This window comes from Oleiagrimonas citrea (assembly GCF_012395255.1).
In the GTDB taxonomy this organism is placed as follows: Bacteria; Pseudomonadota; Gammaproteobacteria; order Xanthomonadales; family Rhodanobacteraceae; genus Oleiagrimonas; species Oleiagrimonas citrea.
Genome location: NZ_JAAZQD010000007.1, coordinates 1 through 23,148 on the forward strand (window position 1 = coordinate 1; position 23,148 = coordinate 23,148).

The 23,148-nt window shown below is 55.6% G+C and carries 13 protein-coding genes; 1 reads left to right on the top strand and 12 read right to left on the bottom strand.

From position 1 onward, the window contains the following. The 9 genes from HF690_RS14495 to HF690_RS14535 all read right to left on the bottom strand — a co-directional run. Positions 1 to 6,163 (bottom strand): type I polyketide synthase (locus HF690_RS14495; protein ID WP_168609957.1); only part of this gene is annotated, 6,163 nt, incomplete at its 3' end. An 82-nt stretch (positions 6,164 to 6,245) separates the two neighbouring features. Further along, positions 6,246 to 7,943, bottom strand: coding sequence for a cyclic peptide export ABC transporter (locus tag HF690_RS14500; RefSeq protein ID WP_168609958.1), 1,698 nt, complete (start codon positions 7,941 to 7,943; stop codon positions 6,246 to 6,248). A gap of 81 nt (positions 7,944 to 8,024) precedes the next feature. After that, positions 8,025 to 9,134 (bottom strand): HAD-IIIC family phosphatase, encoded by a 1,110-nt coding sequence (locus HF690_RS14505; RefSeq protein ID WP_168609959.1) that lies wholly within the window; start codon positions 9,132 to 9,134, stop codon positions 8,025 to 8,027. A gap of 55 nt (positions 9,135 to 9,189) precedes the next feature. After that, entirely contained in the window at positions 9,190 to 11,016 is a 1,827-nt protein-coding gene (locus tag HF690_RS14510) for a fatty acyl-AMP ligase (RefSeq protein WP_168609960.1), read from the bottom strand. A gap of 59 nt (positions 11,017 to 11,075) precedes the next feature. Beyond that, positions 11,076 to 11,774, bottom strand: coding sequence for a 4'-phosphopantetheinyl transferase family protein (locus tag HF690_RS14515; protein ID WP_168609961.1), 699 nt, complete (start codon positions 11,772 to 11,774; stop codon positions 11,076 to 11,078). Next, positions 11,771 to 13,135, bottom strand: a complete 1,365-nt coding sequence (locus HF690_RS14520; RefSeq protein ID WP_338042931.1) for an acyl-CoA dehydrogenase family protein — start codon at positions 13,133 to 13,135, stop codon at positions 11,771 to 11,773. The genes HF690_RS14515 and HF690_RS14520 overlap by 4 nt, the downstream gene beginning before the upstream one ends. After that, a complete protein-coding gene (locus HF690_RS14525; protein ID WP_168609962.1) occupies positions 13,047 to 13,298 on the bottom strand; it encodes an acyl carrier protein in 252 nt (83 codons plus the stop codon). The genes HF690_RS14520 and HF690_RS14525 overlap by 89 nt, the downstream gene beginning before the upstream one ends. A gap of 23 nt (positions 13,299 to 13,321) precedes the next feature. Continuing rightward, positions 13,322 to 14,176, bottom strand: a complete 855-nt coding sequence (locus HF690_RS14530) for a 3-hydroxyacyl-CoA dehydrogenase family protein (protein ID WP_168609963.1) — start codon at positions 14,174 to 14,176, stop codon at positions 13,322 to 13,324. A gap of 85 nt (positions 14,177 to 14,261) precedes the next feature. Further along, complete coding sequence (locus HF690_RS14535; RefSeq protein ID WP_168609964.1) at positions 14,262 to 15,029, bottom strand: thioesterase II family protein; 768 nt, start codon at positions 15,027 to 15,029, stop codon at positions 14,262 to 14,264. 1,370 nt (positions 15,030 to 16,399) lie between these two features. On the opposite strand from HF690_RS14535, the gene HF690_RS14540 reads away from it, so the two are divergent. Further along, on the top strand, positions 16,400 to 19,540 hold the full coding sequence (locus HF690_RS14540; protein WP_168609965.1) for an alpha-amylase family glycosyl hydrolase: 3,141 nt from the start codon (positions 16,400 to 16,402) through the stop codon (positions 19,538 to 19,540). A 126-nt stretch (positions 19,541 to 19,666) separates the two neighbouring features. On the opposite strand, the gene HF690_RS14545 is transcribed toward HF690_RS14540, so the two are convergent. The 3 genes from HF690_RS14545 to tssA form a co-directional block, all read right to left on the bottom strand. Further along, the gene (locus HF690_RS14545) at positions 19,667 to 20,773 is read right to left on the bottom strand and encodes a hypothetical protein (RefSeq protein WP_168609966.1); all 1,107 of its coding nucleotides are present in this window, start codon (positions 20,771 to 20,773) and stop codon (positions 19,667 to 19,669) included. Further along, positions 20,763 to 21,830 carry a GNAT family N-acetyltransferase gene (locus HF690_RS14550; RefSeq protein WP_205300847.1) on the bottom strand — a complete coding sequence of 356 codons (1,068 nt, stop codon included), beginning with the start codon at positions 21,828 to 21,830 and terminating at the stop codon, positions 20,763 to 20,765. The genes HF690_RS14545 and HF690_RS14550 overlap by 11 nt, the downstream gene beginning before the upstream one ends. 76 nt (positions 21,831 to 21,906) lie before the next feature. Then, positions 21,907 to 23,124 carry a type VI secretion system protein TssA gene (gene tssA / locus HF690_RS14555; RefSeq protein WP_168609968.1) on the bottom strand — a complete coding sequence of 406 codons (1,218 nt, stop codon included), beginning with the start codon at positions 23,122 to 23,124 and terminating at the stop codon, positions 21,907 to 21,909. Positions 23,125 to 23,148: the final 24 nt, after the last annotated feature.

Here is a 23,148-nt window from a genome sequence, read left to right on the forward strand (position 1 = left end):
CCAAACCATCCAGGGAGGCCTGGGTCTTGGCCGATAGCAGCAGCAGCTGCGCCTCTCGCGAGGGACTGGACGGCTCCACTTCCGGTGCCTCTTCCAGAATGAAGTGCACGTTCGTTCCGCCGACCCCCAATGTCGTCACGCCCGCTCGCCACGGCGAATCCGTGACCGGAAGTTCCTGACGCTGGTTGCTCACGATGAACGGGCTGTTGGCCAGATCGATCTTGGGATTCGGCCGCTCGAAATGCAGCGTCGGCGGAACGTGACCCGACTTCAGCACATGTGTTGCCTTGATCACGCCGATCACGCCGGCGGCGCGGTCGGTGTGGCCGATATTGGGCTTGATCGAGCCCAGCGCGCAGTAGCCCACTTTATCTGTGCTCTCGCGATAGGCCTTGGTCAGCGCCGCCACCTCGATGGGATCACCGAGCTCCGTGGCCGTGCCGTGCGCTTCGACGTAATGGATATCCTCGGCACTCAGTCCGGCATTCTCTAGTGCCAGAGAAACCACTTCTGCCTGCTGCTCGACGCTCGGAGCGGTGTAACCGGCCTTCAACGAACCATCGTTGTTAATCGCGGTACCGCGGATGACGGCATGGATCGTATCGCCGTCCTCGATCGCATCTTCCAGCCGTTTGAGCAGAACCATGCCGACACCGTCGCAGAACACCGTTCCCTGCGCTCGCGCGTCGAAAGTCCTCGTATGGCCGTCCGGCGAAGCCTGGTTACCGGGCTCGTATAAATATCCACCGTGATTCGGAACGCTCAACGAGATGCCGCCGGCCAGCGCCATGTCGGACTCACCGGCGCGCAGGCTCTGGCACGCCAGATGGATCGCCACGCCCGAGGTCGAGCAATAGGTGCCGACGGAGAGACTCGGTCCCTTCAGATCGAGCTTGTAGGAGATACGGGTCGCGAGCGAGTCCTGGGTGTTGGCCAGATAGGTGTCGAAGCCATTGAGGCCTTTCCACAGGGCACGATCGGCAAACAGGCTCGCTTGATATTCGCTGGGCGTAGTACCCGCGAAGACACCGACGGCACCATCGTAACGATGAGAATCATAGCCGGCATGCTCCAACGTCTCCCAGGCCGTTTCCAGCATCAGTCGGTGCTGCGGATCCATCAGTTCCGCCTCGCGCGGACTGATGCCGAAGACGCCGGCATCGAACAGGTCGATGTCCGATACGATGCCGCGAATCTTCACATAGTTGGGGTTACTCACCAGGTCCGGAGCAATCCCGGCGCCACGCAATTCCTCATCGCTGAACCGCGTCAACGATTCGACGCCGTTCAAGGCATTGCCCCAAAGCGTGGCGATATCCGGCGCTCCCGCACATCGCGTCGCCATACCGATAATGGCGATCGCGGAAGCGCTCGAATCGCTTCTGATCTTTCGGCGCCTTCTGACCGAAATCCCAGCAGTGGGGGCTTGCTCTTCGCCTCCATTCAGTGACGCCAGATGCTGACTGACGGCCCTGATGCTGGGGGCCTCGAAAATCAGGATAGGTGAGAGCTGCATATCGAATTCACGCTGCAACTCCGCAAGAATCTGCAACGAGACCAGTGAATTCCCGCCAAGCTCGAAGAAATTGTCTTCGAGACCGATGGCCTCGATCCCCAACACATCTTGGAATACGCGTGCTACCCGCTTCTCGATCTCACTGTTGGCCGCGATGTAGGCGGTGCTCACCGCCGGACGTGCGTAGTGGGAAATCTTGCGTTTTGTCTTGCCAACCTCCGTGGGTTCGGCCTTGCGATAGACCCATTGTTCGAGGCGCGCCCACAGATCCCCTGTCGAATTGATCAGTCGCGGAGAGCGGCTCGCCCCCAACACCCGGCGCACGGCTTCCACGCCCTCGTCGGGCCACATCAGGAAGGCTTCCAGCGTGGTGCCCTTGTTGTCCTGCTCGCCCTGGTCCCGCGCCCAGGCGTCCCAGTTCACCGAAACCCAGCGCGTACCGGCCGTATTGCGCCGGGACAGCACGAAATTGTCCTCGAATGCATTCGCCGCGACATAAGCCGAAAGAGTAAGACCGCCCAGCACGGCCGAGATTGACGAGAACACCAGACAAAAATCCGCATCCCGCGTTTCCAACAGGCGGGAAAGGATCTGTGTGCCACGAACTTTGGCATCGAAATGCGCATCGATCTGTTCTGTGGTCAGTTCGGCGATGATCTTGTTGTGCTTCGCCGTGATGAGGCCGGCGGCATGGAACACGCCGTGTACCTGACCATAGTGCTGGTCGATCCAGGCGAACACCTCGCCCATCTTCGCTTCGTCGGAGACATCCGCGGTCTGCACCACGACTTCGCCACCGGCTGCTTCCATGTCGAGCAACTTGGCAATCTGCCGGCTGACCGGATCGTCTTGATCGTGGTCGGCAAGCCACGGCCCCCATTGTTCACGCTCGGGGAAGCTTCGGCGCGACAGCAGCACGACTCTTGCTGCATAACGGTGGGCCAGCATTCCAGCCACCGTCAGTCCTACATTGCCGAGTCCGCCTGTGATCACGTAGACGCCGCCCTGACGCAACGCATCGCGATCCGTCATGACCTCTTCCAGCGGCTCGGACTCGTAATGCTGTACCAATCGGATGTCGCCGCGACAGGCAACGGCCAGGTCCTTCACCGGTGACAGAAGCTCCGCGAGCAATCGCCCCATCCCGGCATCATCCACGTCGATGCTGCGCACGGTGACGTTCTGGTATTCCTGCGGAACGGTGCGGATAGCGCCGATCATGGTCGCCTTCGCCGCGCTCACCGCATCTTCTTTCAGGGCGGCATAGAGACCACTTGAAACGATGTCCAATTGGATCGGCGTTGAGATCCGGCTCTCGCCCAATGCTCGCATCAATGCAAGCAGGCTGTGATATCCGCTCGCCTGTACTGCTTCGAAATCCTCCTCGGACTTCAGTGCACCGAGGTGCACGATCCGGTCCGGCACAAAACCTTCCTTACGCATCTCGGCGAGGGCGTGCTGCAGACGTTTCGGATCCTTCGCCACCTCGGTCGTCACAAACCGAGTCGAGCCTCCGGGCAAATCGACGCGCAATGCCTCACCTGCGGGCGTATCCGCAAACAGCACGAGCCAGTTCGACTTTGCGGCATCCTCATCGGATGATTCCTGCGATGCTTCGGTCCATGTTTCGCCGTAGAACCACTTTCCGATGTCCGCGATCTTGCCTTCGTCGCCCTGGGCAGACGAAACATCCGGCTGTCTGGACTCGATCCAATAGCGCTGCCGATCGAACAGCCAACTGGGCAGAGAGACCGGGGTACCGGGAGCATCCTCGAAAGGATTCTTCCAATTTACGGAACCGCCGGCGCACCAGAATCCGCCAAGACTCTTGAGGAATACGGCCTGATCTTCTTCAGGATCGAAAGCGCCACGACACGTGGAGAGAATCAGGCTCCTTTCCGGGCTGAAGTCGGGGTGCAGGCGCGCGAGCGAGTTCAGGCTCTGTCCTGGACCGATCTCGATCAATGCGCCAGTTTCCGGCTCGAGGAGCTTTGCAAGACAATCCGAGAACTGCACCGTTTCACAAAGATGGCGGGCCCAGTAAGCAGAGGACGTCGCTTCCTCGTCGCGCAACCAGTCGCCGGTTACGTTCGACAGAATCGGCACGCGCGGAGCAGAAAGCGTCATGCCATCGATCAGATCCGCCAATGCCTTCGCTGCCGGCTGCATCATCGGAGAATGGAAGGCGTGCGAAGTCCCAAGACGGCGGCTGATGACGCCATCAGCTTGCAACCTGTCTTGAATGACATCGATGGCCGAGAGCGGACCCGACACGACACTCAAACGCGGACCGTTTACGATCCCGACCGCGAGGTCTGCATCCACATCGAGATATTCACCGAGCGCTTCCACCCCCAAGGGCACCGCCAGCATGGCACCAGCAGGCAACGCGTCGATCAGCCGAGCTCGCGTCGCCACGATCCTGAGTCCGTCTTCCAGCGAGAAGACGCCGGCGAGAGTGGCTGCTGTATATTCCCCCAGGCTGTAGCCCACGCAAGTGCCAGGCACGACTCCCCATGCTTCCAGCAGTCGCGCCAACGCATATTCCAGAATGAACACGGCCGGTTGCGCCAATTCAGTCTGCGCCAGGATTCCAAGATCCCTCTCTCCGCCGACCGCACGACGGAATGCATCGCTCGCTGTTGCCTCTCTTGAGGGCCGAGTCTGGAAAACATCCAGAAGATCGGTGTCGAGCTCGCGCTTCAGCCAGTCGCAGCAATAGTCCACCCAGTGCCGGAACACCGGCTCGGCCTGATAAAGACCCTGCCCCATGCCCAGATAGTGATCGCCTACTCCGGCAAAGACGAATGCCGGCAAGATATCCGCAGATAGCACTCGTTCCGACTTTGCAAAAACCGGCCTACTTCCCTGCGCTGCGTCGGAAACGGCGACCGCGCGATAGTCATAAACCTCGCGCTTGGTCAGCGTATAGGCCAGATCATCGAGAGGAAGCATCCCGCCGTCTTGCAGTCTCTGCTCAACAACACCACATGCGCGCTCGAGTCCATTGGCGGTTCGTGCTGAAACCGGGAAGGCCCTGAAAGTATCGCGGGCTTCTTTCTCCGAAGTAGTCGGTACGGCTTCCAGAACCACATGCACGTTGGTGCCGCCGAAACCGAATGCACTGACTCCGGCCAGAGGTAGCCGGGATGTCTCCGGCCAGGGCGTCAACGATGTAACAACTCGAACCGGCGTTTTCTCGAAGCCGATGCGCTGGTTCGGTTGTTCGAAATTGAGAGAGGCGGGAATCTGGCGATGTTTCATCGACAGGACGGTCTTGATGACGCCGGCCATGCCGGCAGCGGCTTCCAGATGACCGATGTTGGTCTTGACCGATCCGATCAAGCATTTGTTGTCAACTGACCTGCCTTGCTGTAGCACCGATGACAACGCGGCAACTTCGATCACGTCGCCGATCGGCGTCGCCGTGCCATGCGCCTCGACATAGTCGACCTCGCCCGGCGAGATGCCTGCAGCTTCATAGGCCGCGGTCAGCATGGCTTCCTGTGCTTCACGATTCGGACTGGTCAGCGCCAGCGTTCTGCCGTCCTGATTGATTGCGCTTCCGCGGATCAGTCCGTAGACCCGATCACCATCTTCCTGCGCTTTCGAATAGGGCTTGAGGATGAGTGCAGCGGCGCCTTCGCCACGAACGTAACCGTTTGCATCCGCATCGAACGTCCGGCATTTCCCGTCGGGAGACAACAGTCCCGCCTGGGAAAAGACGATGGTGTATTCCGGCGACAGCATCAAATTGACTGCGCCCACCAACGCGATTTTCGATTCGCCACTGCGAAGGCTCTGGCAAGCCATGTGAATCGCGGTCAAGGACGAGGAACAGGCCGTGTCGATGGATAAGCTCGGACCGCGTAAATCGAAGAAATGCGAAATTCTGTTGGCGGCGATACTCGCCGAATTTCCTGTTCCTGCATACGCGTCGATCGAGCAGCGATCGCTGAATTGCCGATCCCGATACTCCTGATTGGACAGGCCGACGAAAACTCCGATCGGAGCGCCTCGAACAGCCTGTCGATTGAGGCCAGCATCCTCGAAAGCCTCCCAAGCAATTTCGAGCATCGCTCTCTGCTGGGGGTCCATTCGCTCCGCTTCCCGGGGCGCGATACCAAACGCAGCTGCATCGAACTCTTCGATGTCGGAGATGAAACCACCATGGCGAGTGTTCATCTTTCCAGGGGTGCCAGCTACTGGGTCATAGACATCATCAAGATTCCAGCGCTCCGAGGGCACTACGGCGATGGCGTCCGTGCCGGAACTCAGAAGTTCCCAGAATCCCTCAAGATCTTGCGCACCCGGAAACCGGCAGGACATGCCGACGATCGCAATAGGTTCCTGCGCAGGCAATGCGGCGGGCTTGGGCGAGAAGGATCGCTTGGACAGTCCATTACCAATAGTTGAAACATGCTCCACCACTTCCCGAATAGAGCGATGGTCGAAAAACAACTCGACAGGCAGCTCAGTTTCCAGCCAGCGCTCGAACTCGCCAGCCAGACCTGTGGCTTCGCTAGAAGACAACCCGAGATCCGCAAAGGAGTCATCCCACGAGATCTCAGACGTCTTGCATCCGATGATTTCCACCAAATGCTCGACGAGCCACTGACCGATAAAATCCTTTTCTATAGCACGCATCTTGCACCCATCGTTTGTGATTCATTAATTAAAATTGGTCAAAAATAGCACCTTGACCAATTAATAAATAAACGCCGAAACTTCACGCAGGAACAGCCTCATCTTGAGTCACTTCATGCGCAAGACGGCCGCGCTCAAGCTTTATAATTCGGTCCGCCACATAGTAATAACGATCATCATGACTGATGACGATAACGGTCTTCCCTTTGGCCTTGAGTTTCGGCAAGATCTTGCAGTAAAAAAACTGCCTGAATTCAGGATCCTGGTCAGCGGCCCACTCATCAAACAAATAAATGGGCCGATCTTCGACGTAAGCAGTAACCAAGGCCAGGCGCTTTCTCTGGCCTTGCGACAGCGATATTGTAGAAAACCTCCCTTCGTGCACTTCGACCTTATCTTCGAGACGGCACTCCCGCAGATACTCCCTGATCAAAGAATCGGTCTGCGGCAGATCGTCAGCACCATATAATTTGCTGAAAAGATAGGAGTCGGAAAAAACGGTACCAAAATGCTGTGCATACCAAGCTCGGTTGCTCGAGTCGATCCTCACGCCGTTAAGAAGTATCTCTCCGGATTGCGGCTCATAAAGCCCGCAAAGAATTTTGGCGAGCGTCGTTTTTCCACTACCATTTCCGCCGATGATAAATAGAAGCTCGCCTGCGCCAATATCGATATCGATAGGGCCTAGCTTGAAGCCAGCTTCATCACCAACGCCCCCGTATGTATGCCCGACGCCATTCAATCGGATACTGCAATCAGAATGGCATGGATTTTTGTTGAGGTTGATATCAGTCGCCACTGATGCAGCAACGTTTTCACGGGCAGTTTTCGAATGCAGTTCGGACACCGACATGGAAGCCGTATGCTTGAACACGCCTAGAGCCTGAAGGTGATCCAATGCAACACTAGCCCGCATGATTTGACCACCACTCTCGATGACGCGGTCCATGTTTGACTTCATATAGAGAAGCGTGACCGCAAAACTGATCATGAGGTCATGCGATATGCCGCCGATAAGATTTCCGCCATAGATAAGCAGGGCCACGAAAATGAAGTAAGCGACTTCAGAGTAGCCATATATCATTCCGAACAAAATTTCGGCGCTATAGCCTTTGTCCCTGTACTTTGCGGAAACGTCATACAGTTCACCGGAGTAGAAGCCATTCCACCTGGCGATATTCATTTTTAGCTCTTTGATTCCGCCACTCATAGAATTATATGTGGCAAGCATCATCTCGGCGAAGCTGCGCGCCTCGCGAACGGATTCCTCGAATTTTTTCTTAAGAAATCCACGCGTGATGGTCAGGACTACCATGAACCCGATAAGCACGAGCAGCAACTTCCACGACAGATAACCGAGGTAACAAAAGGACGCAATGGTGACCGTGTAATCGACAAACAAGGCTGGCAGAGCACGCATCGAATCCGAAAGGTGATCCACGTCCTGCGTAATTGCGGACAGCAGCTTGGCATTCCCTTCACGCTCCAACTCGATGAGTGGCGTGTTGATCCATTGCCGTCCAAGTTGCAGCCTGAGGTGAAACGATGACCATAGCGTCAGCTTCGAGATGCTGATCTTGGCGACAAAACTCGCAACTGCAGTTGCAATGCAAAGACCCACGAACTGCCAAATATCGCCCGTGCCGTCAACAGTCCCCTTGAGATGCGCATTGAATATCATTAGCAGCAAAACGGTGGTCAGGCCCGTTATAGCTGAAATGATAGTCGTAAAAATGATAACGCCAGGAGCATATCCAAAAAGAAAACGAAAAACCCTCATCACGCACCTCCCCTGGCCTTTTCAGCAACATGATCGTGAATGGAATTTACTTGGAAACAAGGAGGTGCTTTGATCCCGTCTCTACGCAACCTCATGTTGACAACTCCTGATTCCATCCACAATCCGAACGGATGCGTACGACGGGTAGTCCGATACCTCACTGCAATCATTTTCGAGGATATCCATACCATCCTCTTCGCCAATATTTTTGAAATTTCCTAGGCGGTAGGTGATGTACATCATCCTATTTCGGTCCGTTCGAATAAATTCGGCGCGCAATGAAACCCCGGCCTTATGCGCCTCGGATATCAAATAATTAATAATGATCGTCCCTACGCCCCTCGACATGACCCGGCAGGACATTAATAGCAATTTCACTGTCCAATATTCAGATCCACGCTCCACTAGACACAAACCGATTTTTCCATAGGTGCCGTATTTATCTTTCAGCCCGGCAATTAACAGGTCATGATCGGGTGAAGCCATAATGGCTTTGAGTTCATCGTAATTGTAGGTGCGCCCCGTGGTGTTCAACTGATGGGTTCGCTTGGTAAGTTCTTCTGCTCTTTGAAGGTCTTTCTCAGTCGCTCTGCCTAACGTCAACTCAAGATCCAGTGTCGCGAGGAATTCCTCTTTCGGCCCCTCGAATTCCCCTTCCACGGTATTTCGCTGAATGTCGCTGAGATACATGAGCCTGCGACTCTTGGACTCATCCGTGATGAAGCGCGGAATGAATTCACTGCGTTCAAGAATGGAGTTCAATTCGACTGCATCGATACACAACACTTCCGGATGTGAGCAGGCCACCTCTTCCCGTTCGAAGGGTTGATCGTCGATGAAGGCAATTGTGTCGATGCCGACATTGATTGCAGTCGCAATCGCCTGCACCGAAGCAGCCTTGGATCCCCAATTGATCTGTGGATACAAGAAGTATTCTTCGATACCGAAGTGACGCAGCTTGGCCATAGCCGTCGCATGATCATTCTTGCTCGAAATCGATTGAAGGATGCCCCGACGATCGAGCTCCTTGATTACATCCACCACTCCCGGGTTGAGAGTGACGGAATCATCTTCGAGTAGAACGCCGTCCCAGACTGTGTTATCGAGGTCCCAGACGACAACCTTCACGGATTTCGTTTGTCGCTCTTCCTTGTCCTTTTCCAGCTCGGCCAACAGTGCATTGCTAGACATTTCCATTCCTCCATTGAAAATAGAGCGAAAGCAGGTGATTACAAAGCTTCTTTATTCACGTTCCAAGGGCATGCAAGGATTGACTCACATATTTTTCCCGGCAAAGCTTTCTTTGCAGCTTTCCGCTGGTTGTTTTGGGAATATGCCCGGAAGGAATGAACACGATTTCATGCACACGTATCTGATGTTCGTCCGCCACGCCACTTCGAATGGCTCTTTCGAGGTCGCGTCGCGATATAGACATAGCCTGACTGTCATCACTGATGACGTCGCTTAGCCCATATTTGGAGACGATTTCGCTGACTACGATGAGCCTGGACTTATCGTCTGCGTCGACGGAAAACGCGATAGTGCAACCAGGGCGCAATGCCGGGTGACTGGCTTCGGCGGTCTTCTCGATTTCTTGCGGATAGTGATTCCGCCCCTCGATAATGATCAGGTCCTTGCTGCGGCCTGTGAACACAAGCTCATCGCCATCCATGAAACCGAGATCGCCGCTGCGCATGTAGCATGTGCCAGGGAACCCCTTGATCTCTGCATGAAATTTTTCCGCCGTATCACTAGGCCGCTTCCAATAGCCTTTTGCGACGAGATCTCCAGCGACCCAGATTTCTCCGGTTTCGCCCGAAGGACTCAGTTCGAACGTGTCTGGATCGACGATTTTTACGTCTATCTCCCATGGGCCCGGCCAGATGCGGCCGCACCCCATCATCACGATCGTAGTCTGCCCCTCGCTAGCGGGACGAACCCTGTGATGCTGCAGGGAGGCAGCATCCAAGGAGTAATACTTCGGCCCCGCATCGGCCAACGTGACCAATAGTGTCGCTTCTGCAAGACCCCAGGACGGCGCCATGGCGTCACGTGCGAAACCACACGGCTCAAACGTCTCAAGGAACCGGTTGACACTGGTGTTACGAATTGGCTCGGCAGCGTTGTTGGCTCTGCGCCAACAACTCAGATCAAGATGTCGCCGCTGCTCGGCAGTCGTTTTTCGTGCAACAAGATCGAATGCAAAGTTTGGTGCGGAACTGTGGGACGCACGATAGCGATGGATCGCATTGACCCACCTAGCCGGATTTTTCACGAACTCGAACGGGGTCATGGCGTAGACCGGCATACCGAACGCCAAAGGCACCAGCAGTCCGTCGATCAGGCCGAAATCATGAAAATATGGCATCCAACAAACGGCTTTCGTGCCGACAGTGGGGCAACCTGAAGCAATACCGTTGTATTCGATAATCTTCATCAGGTTGCGGTGGGTGACCATCACGCCTTTCGGCGTCGAAGTGGACCCTGAGGTGTATTGCAGGTAGGCGATGTCCTCCGCTTCCTGCTTGGGCTTGACCCAGGCATCGGATCGATCCGCCAGCGCATCGACCGCGATCCATTCTGCATCGGCGAGTCCATCGATGGTCTTGGCAACATCGCGCAAGGTGTTCAGTATCGGAGTCGTTGTCAGGATGAAGCGGATGTCGCAATCCATGACGACACCCTTGACGCGGTTCAGATACCGCTCCACCTTGCCCGTAAGCGGGGCAGGCATCGGCACCGCAATGACGCCGGCATAGGCGCAGCCGAGGAAGGACTGCATCACTTCCGCACCGGCATCGAACAACATCATTGCGCGATCGCCTTTCGCCTTCTGGCTCTGAAAATAGGCAGCCAGTGAACGCGCCTCGCGATCCATCTCGGCGAAGGTCATGGTCGCCCCTTCGACCTCACCATCAATCAGCCTGGTCACCGCCGCCCTTTCGGACAGAACCCCGGCCAAGGCGTGGAAATATGCCCCCACTGTCGTATGGCCGATACTTCGCACCTTCTCGACCAGTACGCGACGTTCTGCATTAGAGTCCAGTGCACTCAAAGGTTCGATATCCTGCATTGCCCTACTCCAATCGAAAGACCATTCATGTATGTCGATCACACTCTCGGCTGTAGTGCTCAAGCTAGAGGCAGTGTCACGCCGGTATACACACGCTCGTCATCGACGACCCAGCGACCAACGAATTCACTCGAGTGACGAGGCATGGGCTTGCTCTTATTTTCCAAAACAATCGAAAATGTTCCCGAATACATGCTTTTCGCTACATGATGAAAAACAACGGAAACATCACGAAAACCCAGAAATGATTGCGCAACGGGGTAATAGCATTTATAGAAAGATTCTTTGGCGCTAAAGGCGAGCTTTGGCCAATCGACTCCGTCGATATGCGGCAGAGAGCAGAAGTGCTCGAGATCATTCGGCCTGCAAACCAAATGATGCAAGTCACTCTCGAGCGACTGCGCCACTTCGGCATCGAAACCTAGGCCGGCCGCATCGAACGAGCGCGCAACGACAGCGGAACAGAAACCTTCGCAATGCGTGATGCTGCCGTTGAAATTCGCTGGCCACTGTGGACTGCGATCGGCATTGGCAATGACTGAGCACGCCTCTCCAGCACCTGCTTCTGAGAGTGCTCTGCGAGCCGCCGCTCTTCCGGCAGAGAACTCGCGGCGCCGAGCCGGTATCGCCTTACGGATGCAGGCTTCCTCCTCAGGATAAAGAGGAGCGGAAAACATGCCCGCATCAGCGATACACGCCGATACCGGCGCAACGAACAGGCTGGCCACAGCCTGCTCGTCCACAGCGAAAGCATTCATTCCGTCACCGCGCTGGGTTTGAAATGCGCCCTGCCCTGTACTCCTTCGTCCATCTTTTCTGGAACATCGCCAACGCTTACGAGTTTCTGCCGTTCGAATTCCTGAAATCCAAAATTGGCGATAGTGATCTGCTGAAGCTGTGTGCTGCCTTCGATGATCTCCATGATCTTGGCATCGCGCATGAAACGCTCGACCGCGTAACATTGGCTGCAGCCATTTGCACCATGGATTTGAACAGCTCGATCCGCTGCCCGCATCGCGGCCGTTGATGCGTGATACTTGGCGATGAAGGTGTGCATGATCTCTTGGAAATCACCGGATTCCCGCATGGCACCTGCCTGGCGACACAGCAACCGTGCCGCGACGGTATCGGTGATCATGTCGGTGATCATCTGCTGAATGAGTTGATGATCTTTCAACGGAACACCGAAGCGGCGGGTATTGCTGGCGTATTCGTAGCAGGCATCGAGGCACGCTTGCGCGATGCCCACTGCACCACATGCCACTGAATAACGACCGAGTCCCAGAGCGGTCTGGGCTACGGGAGTTGCCCCGAACCCAGGCCTTGCAATCATGTTCCCCTTGGGTACCCGGCAATCCTCGAATGTCAGGAGTGCAAGCATCGACCCGCGTGTTCCGAACATGCCTTCAATCGGCTCTACGAGAAGCCCGGGCCTATCTCGCTCCACAAGAAAAGCAGTCGGCAGGTCGTTGTATTTGCAAAGAATCAGAAACAAATCAGCGATTTGACCAAAGCTGATCCATTTTTTCTTGCCACGGAGGACGAATTCTTCTCCGTCGGCTACCGCGACAGTTTCAACAGCATTGATGTCACTGCCGGCGTTTGGCTCACTGACACCTAATGCACCGATGACATCTCCCTTCGCCAGCAAGGGTAACCACTGGTCCTTCAAGTGAGTACTGCCCCAGCTGAGGATCGTGTGGGCGATCATGTCATGCACGGTCAGAAGCGTGCGCACCGAGGAGCAGGCTCTGCCTAGCTCTTCGTGCAGGACCCCGTATGTCACCATATCCATGGAGGACCCACCCCACTTGGACGGAAGAAACGGGGCGAAGTAGCCGCTCCGTGCCAGATCCGGCCGAATGGAGTCGGATAACTTCTGAGAGCGGTCATGTATTTCCGCAAAAGGACTTACTTTAGTCTGAGCAAACTGGCGAAATTCACTTCTTCGGCAATTTTCATCCATTCCCTGGTTCACGACCTCACCCCTATTCATGTACGCATTAGCTTGAAGTTTTCTTCCTTGATGTTCAGGCGGAGGCCGTTGCCCCGAGCTTTCGATCGAGCATCTGTGCGATCGAGTCAATGGTGCTGAAGTTGGACAACTGTAGGTCGTCATCCTCGATGGCTATCGAGAACTCTTTTTCAAGCCAGGCAATGAGCTGCATCGCAAATAACGAATTCACGTAGCCTCCCGCGAATACATCATCGGCATCATCAAGCCCGTCGGTACGGAAAAAACGCGAAAAGAACTGCCTAACCCGCTGCTTGTATTCGTCCATAATGAAAATCCTCCTGATCTGAATCAATATTCAAAAAATCCCTTGCCATTCTTTCGGCCATGCAACCCGGCATCAACCATCTTTTTCAATAAGGGGCACGGACGGTATTTGTCGTCATTGAAGCTTTCGTACAGAACCTCGATGGAATAAAGAATGGTGTCCAGACCGATAAGATCGGCAGTTGCCAAAGGCCCCATCTTGTGACCGAAGCATTCAATGAAAATCTTGTCGATATCACTTGGCGGTGCAACACGATCATGCACGAGAAATGCCGCTTCATTGACAGTCAGCATCAGCACCCGATTCGACACAAAACCAGGCGAGTCCGAAACAACCACGGACTCTTTGCCAAATTGGCTTAGAAGCTTGTTGGCGGTGCCAATGGTATCGTCAGAGGTGTGGTACCCACGGATGACTTCAACCGTCTTTTTCATCGGCACCGGATTCATGAAGTGCATGCCAAGCACTCGATCCGGCCGTTCCGTCTGCGAGCCGATTCGTGTAATCGATACCGCCGAAGTATTTGCTGCAAAAACTGTGTCCGGGCGACAGATCTTGTCGATCTCTAGATAAATACTTTTCTTGATATCGAAATTTTCAGTTACATTTTCGATAACAAAATCAGCATCTTCCAGCACCGCCAAATCAGTCGATGGATTAATGGCCGAGAGTATCTCGTCTACGCTCTTCCCATCCGCCTTCTTGCCCATAAGAAACTGAGCCCGGAGGTTTTGCCGAATCGATCTCATCGCGTCATCGAGAATTTCTTTCCCGATATCGATGAGATGCACTTTATGTCCATGCTGGGCTAGATCCTGAGCTAGACCACGCCCCATCACACCCGCGCCCACGACGCCAATGACATTTAGGTCTGACAATTCATCACTCCTTGACACAAATAATCAAATAATTACGAAACGTTAAGCACGCCTCGATTGCACAACACGCAATCTGTCAACCAGCTCAAGATTCCAGAGCCGTCACGCGCGCCATCATTTCACGCAACTCGATAGATAGTGCACGTAGGAAAAGCACTTGAGCGGAACGGATGAAGAAGTGGTCGCCGGGCATCATCTGCATGTCAAATGAACCGTCGGTCACTTCACGCCAGGCTGCGACATCTTCGCGGCCGGCCTCGGGGTCGCAGAGACCACCAAATGCAAGAATATCGTTCTGCAGCCTTGATTCGTCCGTGTACTCGTAGCTTTCATGAACGGCGAGATCGGCCCGCAGCATCGGCTCGATCAAAGACATCAGGTCGTTGTCTTCAAGAACCTCAGCTGGGGTGCCGTTCAATTGACGGAGTCCGTCGATGAACTCTTCACGCGGAAGGTGATTGATCGCAGCACGTGTCAAGGGTCGATGCGGTGCCACTCTTCCCGACACAATGAGCGCTTCAGGAGAAGACTTTCCTTCTTGCTGCAGCCGGCGCGCGAATTCGAAAGCGATAATCGCTCCCATGCTATGTCCAAACAACGCAAATGGACGGTCCAGCACGGGGGTCAATTCAGGCATTAATGCATCGACGATGTCGAAAGTATTGTCAATGGGCGCTTCCCGCTGGCGCATTTCTCGCCCCGGAAGTTGCACAGCGCACAACTCTATGTCTTTTGGTAAAAAATTAGACCAGTCTCGGTATGCCTGAGCCGAGCCGCCGGCAAACGGAAAACAAATAAGGCGCATTGATGCCTTATCATTTTGATTATGAATCTGCAGCCAAGTATCAGGCATTTCCTTTGCCCCTTGAAATTAAATTGAAGACCTCAGCACAACACCAGCTAAAGTCACGCTTGAAATTAAATCAAGACAACTGTGTAGTAAACATTACCATTGCAGTCATGTATGCACAGAACTGGATGCCGAGAGCTGACCACAATTGAACCAATTTCACGCCCCATGGCAAGCCCTATTTAGCCACGGGCTTTACTTAGAAAGGGATTTACAGTGAACTGCGGAAATTACAAAAAAAATGTAAATCACGCTACAAAACTAGTTTATATGCGTTACGGGAAGCCATTTCTTCGCGTCAAGAACGCTCGAATGTCTACCGCCAAGTCTTTTTAAAATCAACCTGATCGAAGCTACACTTCTGAGTGAGCTTATGTCAAGACCATCATCTTCGGGATCGTCAATCAAGCTAAAATCTCCAGAAAAAACAAAGCAATTGGGCACAAAGCCTCATGTTTCGCAATCGAGACGCAACAACCCAATGGGTTGGAACCCAGAGAGCCAAGTACATCTATAGAGTCCAGCTTTGGGATAAAGTTCCATCCGTCATGTAAAGATGCAGAACGCTCCTACACGACAACACCTGCCACGCATATCCTGTCACTAGCAAACAGATCAAGCTCACTTATATAGCACTCCACATCCAACAACCGCGTTCAGCGTCACAAAGCGCGATATCGTCGGAGCACCAATGCGTATGTAAGGCGTCGCTTGGCTACTAGGCTGAGCCATAACAGCATCCCGCTCACCGCCCCTCGCGCGCCCACAATAGGACTGTAAGTGCCTACAGCAACGCGCTACTTCGCATTCTAAAAGCCTCGCTGATGCTTTGTAGAGACATTGGAACAGTGTGACTGGGTAGGCAGCATTGGCACATCCCATTGACATCAAGCGCCAGCTGGTGTCCTTTGTGGTTTTGTGCAGGCTCTTGGCTTCGTCCTGCCGAGGTCGTTGGACGCTACCGCCAAGAACCTCTGACTACTAGGGAACCTGTGACGTCGATGAACACTCAAAGGTACGCAAGCACAAGGACTGGCTGCGAATTCCTGTACGACAAACTGGTCACCCGTGAGCGATATCACAGATGGCTACAGGCATCAGAGTGGCATGGAACGCTTCCCTCCGAATTTTCGGTGAGCGCCCCCTGATGTTCGCCAGGACATCATAAGAATGTCTCCATGACAAACTCGCGAGAGTTCGATCGTGGAAGATCGTGAAGTGGAAGGGCCATTGAACGGGCCGGTGGGAGAAACATCTCCCTGGCAACGTGATGGCTATACAGAACATGTGAAGGTGTTGCTGATGTTCTCAGCATCCCGTCCATAACATCAGCACACAGACAAGCGGATGTCTGCAGTCATCAAGGATAGCGAATGTGCCAGGCCACCTCTTCTCCCTCCGGGGAAAGATCCATATCCTCGTTCCAGCAGGAAAATCGTTTCGGTCGGTCGTACTCGATCTTCACGAGGAAGCTGGGCCGAGGCACCTTTCGAGACATAACAAATAATATAGATACATTACAGTGCCTTGGCGTCCGAAAGCTACACCTGAGCCCAATTTATCCGCAGTCCTGCAAGAAATATAAGGAAACACCCAATGACCACCAGTACTGGCCATCGGACCATGCCTCTATTGATGACGAACTGGGAGGCGAAGAGGGTTTCCTGGAGCTTCTTCGACTTGCAAAGCTTCGAAATATAGATCTGATCCTGGACTTGGTCGTAACGCATTTCGGATACGGTGGAGCCAGCGCGTCCGTGCTGGAACAGCATGATCTCTCCCGGGCGGATTGCTACCGGGCCGACCTCAACCCACCCGAGCATCTGTATAAGGATGTCGAAAGCGCTTCATCCTATCGGGACCAGCTCTCGCTACGCGAAGAGATCGCGAAGTACGCCATCTACAACATGCCGTCGTTGAATCATTGCGACCTGGCTGCACGCACGTACATCATCGATGCTCACAAGCGGTACATCGAGTTGGGGATACGTGCGTTTCGGGTCGACTCCGCGCGGCACATCTCCATGAACTTCCTGGTGGAATTCATATCCTCCCTGGCCCGTTGCGCGAAGGACGATGAGGTCTGCTTCCTACTGGAAGAGGCAGGATCGCGATATACCTCCATTGCGTGCACCTACTATGCAACGCTCGAACAAGTCCCTGCGAACGCGAAAGTATATTTCTTGGATTTCCCGCTCAACGGCGCCGTGTTGGCGCTGCAGGACAGATCGACCTCCTTCAAACGATTCGTCCGCTTCATCCATGATCGGGAATCGCCGCTGATACCTCTGGAACGACTGGTTCCGTTCGTGGAAAGTCACGACTCGACGACGTTGCCGTCGAGCGAGTTCTGGGCACTGGCGATGTCTGCCGTCACGCACTTCTTCAGCAAATGCGCACCGATGCTGTTCCATGGCGGCGAGGATTTCATGAAGCGCGAGCATGCTCGCGAACATGTCGACGCGATATCACCCTCAGGCATCGTGAACGATGTGATCGAGGCCATGCAATCGATACTGGGGCCATATCAGTCGTCTCCCCAGTTCGGCGACACCAAGGAATACTACGTCACGGACGATACCCTGCTCGCGGCAAAATCCGTGCAGGGGAGACGGCTATTCCTTTTTATCAATCGGTCTGAGGACAATGTCGAGCTGAACTTCGATCTCAGTGCGATCCTTCGGGACACCGATATGCAGGTCGCCGTGTCGTTGGGACAAGCATGTGAGATAGCAAGCCGGGACGACATACTGCACGTTGCCTGTACCGGGTTGGGCTGTGCTGTGTTCGAAGTGGTCGAGTCGACAGCTCGCCTGCCCGTTCCTGCAGTGCTCTCCGAACTCGGCATCTGGAGCGACATGCTGCAGGCACCACGGTCATCGGCACAGAAAGTGCTCATGGCCGCCATGGAGTTCGGTCACATCAAAGGATTGCACGGAGCCGATGGCGAAGCGATCGATGTGCGTGTAGGCGGTCTGGGACAAGTCATCAGCGAGATCATCCGGGAATATCCAGACTTTCTCGAAAAGTATGGCGAGGAGTGCTTCTTCGCATTTCCGCTCTATGCCGGAATCCCGCCCGAATCCTTGTCGCAAGTCGCATCCTTCCAGATCCCCGTTGAGGACAGCATCGAGGAAATGAAGGTTTACTGTCATGCGGCAGAACCGCATGCCCGGATCTACTTCCTCAGTCACCCTCATTTCTTGCGTCGGTCGACGCGCAGCGGCACGCATGCACGAAACGTGTATTACACAGAAGATTACCGCGACGAAATGATTTTCCTACGCCTGTTCAACAAAGGACTGGCGTGCTTGTTCGAGCTATTGGATTGCACCATCTACCATGGGCATGACTACCACACGTCGCTCGTTCCCTTCTTCATCGATCCGCGAGTCGTCAGTACGCTCAGCATCCACAATGCCGGTGCGGCATATGTCAGCACCATGACGCTGCCGTACTACAGCGGCATGGATCATTCTTCGGATGCCTTCCAGAAGGCGCCTGTATCGGTTGATGATTTCTCCCGTATCCTCGGTATCGACCTGTGTCTGGCGATCGAGCATTTCCAGCACAAGGGCGCCATCAATATCCTGAAGGGAGCGACCAGCTTCGTAGCCTCCCACAATCTTGTCGGAGGATTGCCGGTCAGCGTGGCATACGAACGGGAGCTCTCTCGCACATGGGATGACTTGATGAACTGCGTCGAGCGGACCCATGGGAAGATGGCCAGGGACCCATTCAATCTCTTGGTTCCCAGCGGGCATGTGATCTACCCGCTACTTTACGGCGTGAACAACGGCTCGGCCTTCGATTGCGAGGAATTCCCCATCGACGCCGATGAAGCGAAAGGAGCCCGCATCAAGCGATCTGCAAAGACCGCGCTCCTGGAACTTTTATGGCCTGGAACAGACCCGAGTCGTCCATTGTGCGCCATCATCACCCGTCTCACCGATCAGAAGAATATCGCCGCAATCACCGAGAGTGTGCGTCTCATACTGAAAAGCGGTGGATGCGTCATCGTTGCCGGCCCCGTGGACCAGAGCATGACCGCCGAAAGAATGCAGGCGCTGCTCGACATGAAAGATGCGTTCCAAGAGTCCTTCTGGTTCATGCCTGAGTTCATTGATCATCAGACAAGGAAGGACATCCTGCTCGCCGCGGATTTCACCGTGATCCCAAGCAAATTCGAACCCTTCGGTTTGACTGACATCGAGTTCAGTCGCTACGGCGCCATCGTGATTGCACGCCGAACCGGTGGTCTCGGGAAGGTTCGCAACGGCTTTTACTACGACTGGGAAGACACCAGCGACGTCGAGGGCGAAATAGAAGTCCTTAAAAACCTGCTCAAAAATGTCTTACATAAACTTCGACATCAGAGAGACGAACTTCGAACCCTATCGCACCGAGCCCGGCGGGAAGACTTCTCTTGGTCTTCCGCCTTCTCGGAGTATCGTGCGATCTATTCGGCGATCACTGCATACAAGCGGATCCGGTACGCGCACATGCAGGATTGATACCCACTCGGCAGATGCCGTCGTTTCCATCACGGGAAGCGATGCATTGAATACGCCATGAAATGTCAGCAAAACGCTTGGAACAGGGTGGTTTTCAGGCGCCGCCGCAACCGATCCAACTAGGGATCAGAATTCGAATCCCGACGAGGAAACCTTTCGGGGTGGGCTGAGCGGTCGATCTATTTTCTTCATTCGATGCAGGCTCCTTCCCCGTCGGTCGAGCCGCTCCGTATCCGATTTCGTCTTGGTATTGAATGGGATGCTCGGCTTGGAGCTGATGCTCTGCTTGTGAAGCAATTTCATCGCACCGGGAACGCTTCCTTCCGACTGGTTCAGCAAGGTCTTGTGGGTGTCTGGCACCAACTCGTCGAGACCGCGGACCAGTAACGATTTCGCCACATGCATCTTGTCTGTTTCGCGAATCACCTGAAGCCGATCGGTAAAGCTGTCGAACTTGGCGCCGTTGGTCTTGCCGGAGATCTGACTGATGTCCGTGAACTGCGAAAAAATCGGTTTCTTCGAGGAGAGCACCTGCGATTTGACGGTCTGCAGCTCCTCTTTCGGTGATTGCATCAACTGGATCGTTGCCAGTCTGGACATGATGGCCGTGTCATGGGGGCCTCGATCCTCGTCATCGAGCGTCGTCTTGACGATGGACTGCCGGCGCATGTCGCGACGGCCATGCTCCTTGGTCATCGCGCCCTTGGTGCCCCCGATGACTTCGTGCTTCACGCCGGGGGTATGCGCGGAAATCGGCTCGGACGTATCCGATTCATCCCCGTACTGGGTCAGAGTCTCCGACCCGGTCTTCCAGACCAATGCGGATTGCTGGCTGCGCTGATTGAAAACCGTCTCGGCCTCGTCACGCGTCATGTGCTTGCGCTGATCGCGTTGCAACTGGGTGCGCACGTTCTCGTCCGCGCTGTTGCCCCATTGCTGATTGAACCCCGTGGACGACGTGATGCGGATATCGCTGCTCTTGGGGCTGGTGGTGCTGAGGAATGTCGGACGCTGTTTGTCGAGGAGTCCGAGCTGCGTCGAGTCCATGTGCCAGAGACCGGACTCGTTGACGGTCTGCTTCAGATCCAGGCTTTTGAAGTTGAATGGTTTCGATTTCGGCTTCGGGTTGAGCTTTCGTCGTTTTCTGGGCGGCTCCAGGCTTCTCATTTTGGAGATGGTCGATGGTGATGAACTGATCTCGCTGAATTTTCGCTTGCGTGAACTACTGAACATGGCAATCCACTCCGAGCATCTCGCTCAGCGAACCGCCTGCGGGCATGACAACGCCGCGACGGAACGCATGACGGCAGTGTGATAGGGCTTCGTTTCCGGCAGCCAGACTGAGCACCTGAGTCGTCGCGTCGATCTTCTGCAGAAACGACCAGGCTTCCTCGTCGAACACGCCATCGGCTTCCGGCCAGCGCACGAGATGTTCCGGTGCGGCGCCGGCGCGCAAGATCGGTATACCGGTGTGCACGAATCCGATCTTGGCCAGAGCGCGCAGCGAGGGATGATTGTGCGCGTACACCTTGGCGTAGCATGCGCGCATGCCCCACTCTGTCCGGGCGTGTTCTAGAAGTAACTGAGCGGCCCGAGGGCCGTGACCGGCGCCACGAAAGTCACGACCGATCCAATAATAGAAAAGCCCAAGGTCACCGCTGAAAATCAGACTCACGCAGCCCATGAATCCCCAGTAGCGATGCCATATGCCGAATAGCGCCTGGTCGCCCTCCTGATGGATTTCATCGAGCCAGTCGTGCCAGTCGTCGTCATCGACGAAATCGGGCAGACAACACAGGTCGATCATGCCCGGGTCCGCGTAGTGCCAGCGGAAGTCGTCGACGTGATGGTGCTCTAGCGGCTGCAGACTCAGCGTGTCGTCGTCGATGACGATATCGCGCCCTGCCCGACGGCTGGCCTGGAACCAGGCATGCAGGCCATCGGAGAGGAGCACCGCTTGCCGATGTCGTGGCGTCTGCAGGAGAACCCGCCGTAGAAGATCGACGGTCGATGCAATGTCTCCCATGCGCCAGCATGCTTCGGCGACTCGGCAGAGTGCATCGGGGGAGAGTTCTCCGAACGCGTCCATCACGAAGCCCAGGTGAGCGACCAGCGGCCAGTCATCGCATGCGCATGCATGCGCGAACAGATGCCCTCGCAGGTCGGCATGCCATTTCGCCTCGAGCAACTCCGGCATGTCGTGCAGCTGTTCGCGCAGCGCAACGAGACGAGCACCGCGTTGTTCGGGGACCGGCGGCCGCGCCGATACGTGAGGCAGGAAATGCGCCACCTGCCCCGGTGCGCGAAACGCCCCCTCGTCAGGGCCGGTGTCGACGGGATGAATCGAGCGCTCCGCGAGGCAGATGTCAGCCATCGCTGCCCTCTCCTTCCTCGTCGACCGCCTCGGTGCCGGCCAGGCCCATCAGCTCGAAAATACTGACTTGCCCGCCGGCCTTCAGGAACAGCTCGTGGTACAGGCTGGCCGCGTCGAGGCGGCCCCAATCGATGGCTCGCTGCAGAAGATACGGCACCGGACTGTGCGGCTCGATCTGCATCAAGTACTCGGCGATGCCAGCCAGTTCTCGATAGGCCTGTTCGCGGTTGCCGGTCGTCCGTCGTGCACCGGTGGCGGGATGGCTGTCGTCTGCCTTCTCGGCGCGTACAACCGAAGTCTCGACCTCGGCTTCATCCATGTTCGCGATTGGCGTAGCCTCGGGTTCTTCCAGCGGTTCGTGACGACGGGACAGTTCTCCGCGCAACAGCGATTGCATGCGAGCCAGCAGTCCGTCCATCTTGTGCAACGTCGGTGCGTCGTCGTGCATGAACTCGCGTAAGGCGGCATCCAGCGCGGCGATCGCCTCGCGTGCACCGGCGATCTCGGCATGGCGACTGCGCAGCAGCGTGGGCGACACCTGGGCCAGCAGCGCCTGCAGATCTTCCAGCGAAGCGACCTCTTCGGCTTCCTCGGGCAAGGAGCCGTTGGCGGCACGAATACGCTCATGGTGATGCGCGAGTTCCCAGCCCGACCAGCTGGCGACGTGTTCGTCGATCTGCACGAGCGGCACCAGTGACAGCGTGGCTAGCAGCTTGTCGTTGACCCAGCGCACGATGTTGGCGCGCGGTTCCTGGTCGCCGTCCAGAGGATGCGGGTGAAGGTCGTCCCACCAGCGGATACAGACTTCGCGCATCAGGTCGATGCATGGCGCGAGGGCGGCGAATCCGCGTTGATGGATTTCGGCTTCCAGAAGCCAGGCGGTCAGTCGTAGATCCTTGCTGCGTGTGCACAGTGCATCGACGATGCGCTTCGACACGCTCGGCCAGTTGGCATGCTTGAGCTCCACCGCCCACGGCCCCATGGGCAGGGTCGGATCATCGCTGCGCCGCGCCTCCTCGATCGCACGCATTGTGGGGGTACCGCGCAGATTCTGTCCGGCCGGATGCGAACCATCGATGGTATCAAGAAGACGTGCGGCGTCCTCGCCGAGGTGCCGCACGAAATAATCGCAAACCCGGGCATCATGAGCGGGTGAAGCAACTGCGTCCGATGTCGAGGGCGATGGCGTGGCATGTGCGGGCTGATTCATGGTCGGATCCTCATCGCTGAACGG

What these genes read in the sequence shown, in the direction of transcription:
- HF690_RS14500 (WP_168609958.1), bottom strand. Translation starts at nt 7,943, where the DNA reads ATGAGGGTTTTTCGTTTTCTTTTTGGATATGCTCCTGGCGTTATCATT.
- HF690_RS14505 (WP_168609959.1), bottom strand. Translation starts at nt 9,134, where the DNA reads ATGTCTAGCAATGCACTGTTGGCCGAGCTGGAAAAGGACAAGGAAGAG.
- HF690_RS14510 (WP_168609960.1), bottom strand. Translation starts at nt 11,016, where the DNA reads ATGCAGGATATCGAACCTTTGAGTGCACTGGACTCTAATGCAGAACGT.
- HF690_RS14515 (WP_168609961.1), bottom strand. Translation starts at nt 11,774, where the DNA reads ATGAATGCTTTCGCTGTGGACGAGCAGGCTGTGGCCAGCCTGTTCGTT.
- HF690_RS14520 (WP_338042931.1), bottom strand. Translation starts at nt 13,135, where the DNA reads ATGACGACCTACAGTTGTCCAACTTCAGCACCATTGACTCGATCGCAC.
- HF690_RS14525 (WP_168609962.1), bottom strand. Translation starts at nt 13,298, where the DNA reads ATGGACGAATACAAGCAGCGGGTTAGGCAGTTCTTTTCGCGTTTTTTC.
- HF690_RS14535 (WP_168609964.1), bottom strand. Translation starts at nt 15,029, where the DNA reads ATGCCTGATACTTGGCTGCAGATTCATAATCAAAATGATAAGGCATCA.
- HF690_RS14540 (WP_168609965.1), top strand. Translation starts at nt 16,400, where the DNA reads ATGTGCCAGGCCACCTCTTCTCCCTCCGGGGAAAGATCCATATCCTCG.
- HF690_RS14545 (WP_168609966.1), bottom strand. Translation starts at nt 20,773, where the DNA reads ATGTTCAGTAGTTCACGCAAGCGAAAATTCAGCGAGATCAGTTCATCA.
- tssA (WP_168609968.1), bottom strand. Translation starts at nt 23,124, where the DNA reads ATGAATCAGCCCGCACATGCCACGCCATCGCCCTCGACATCGGACGCA.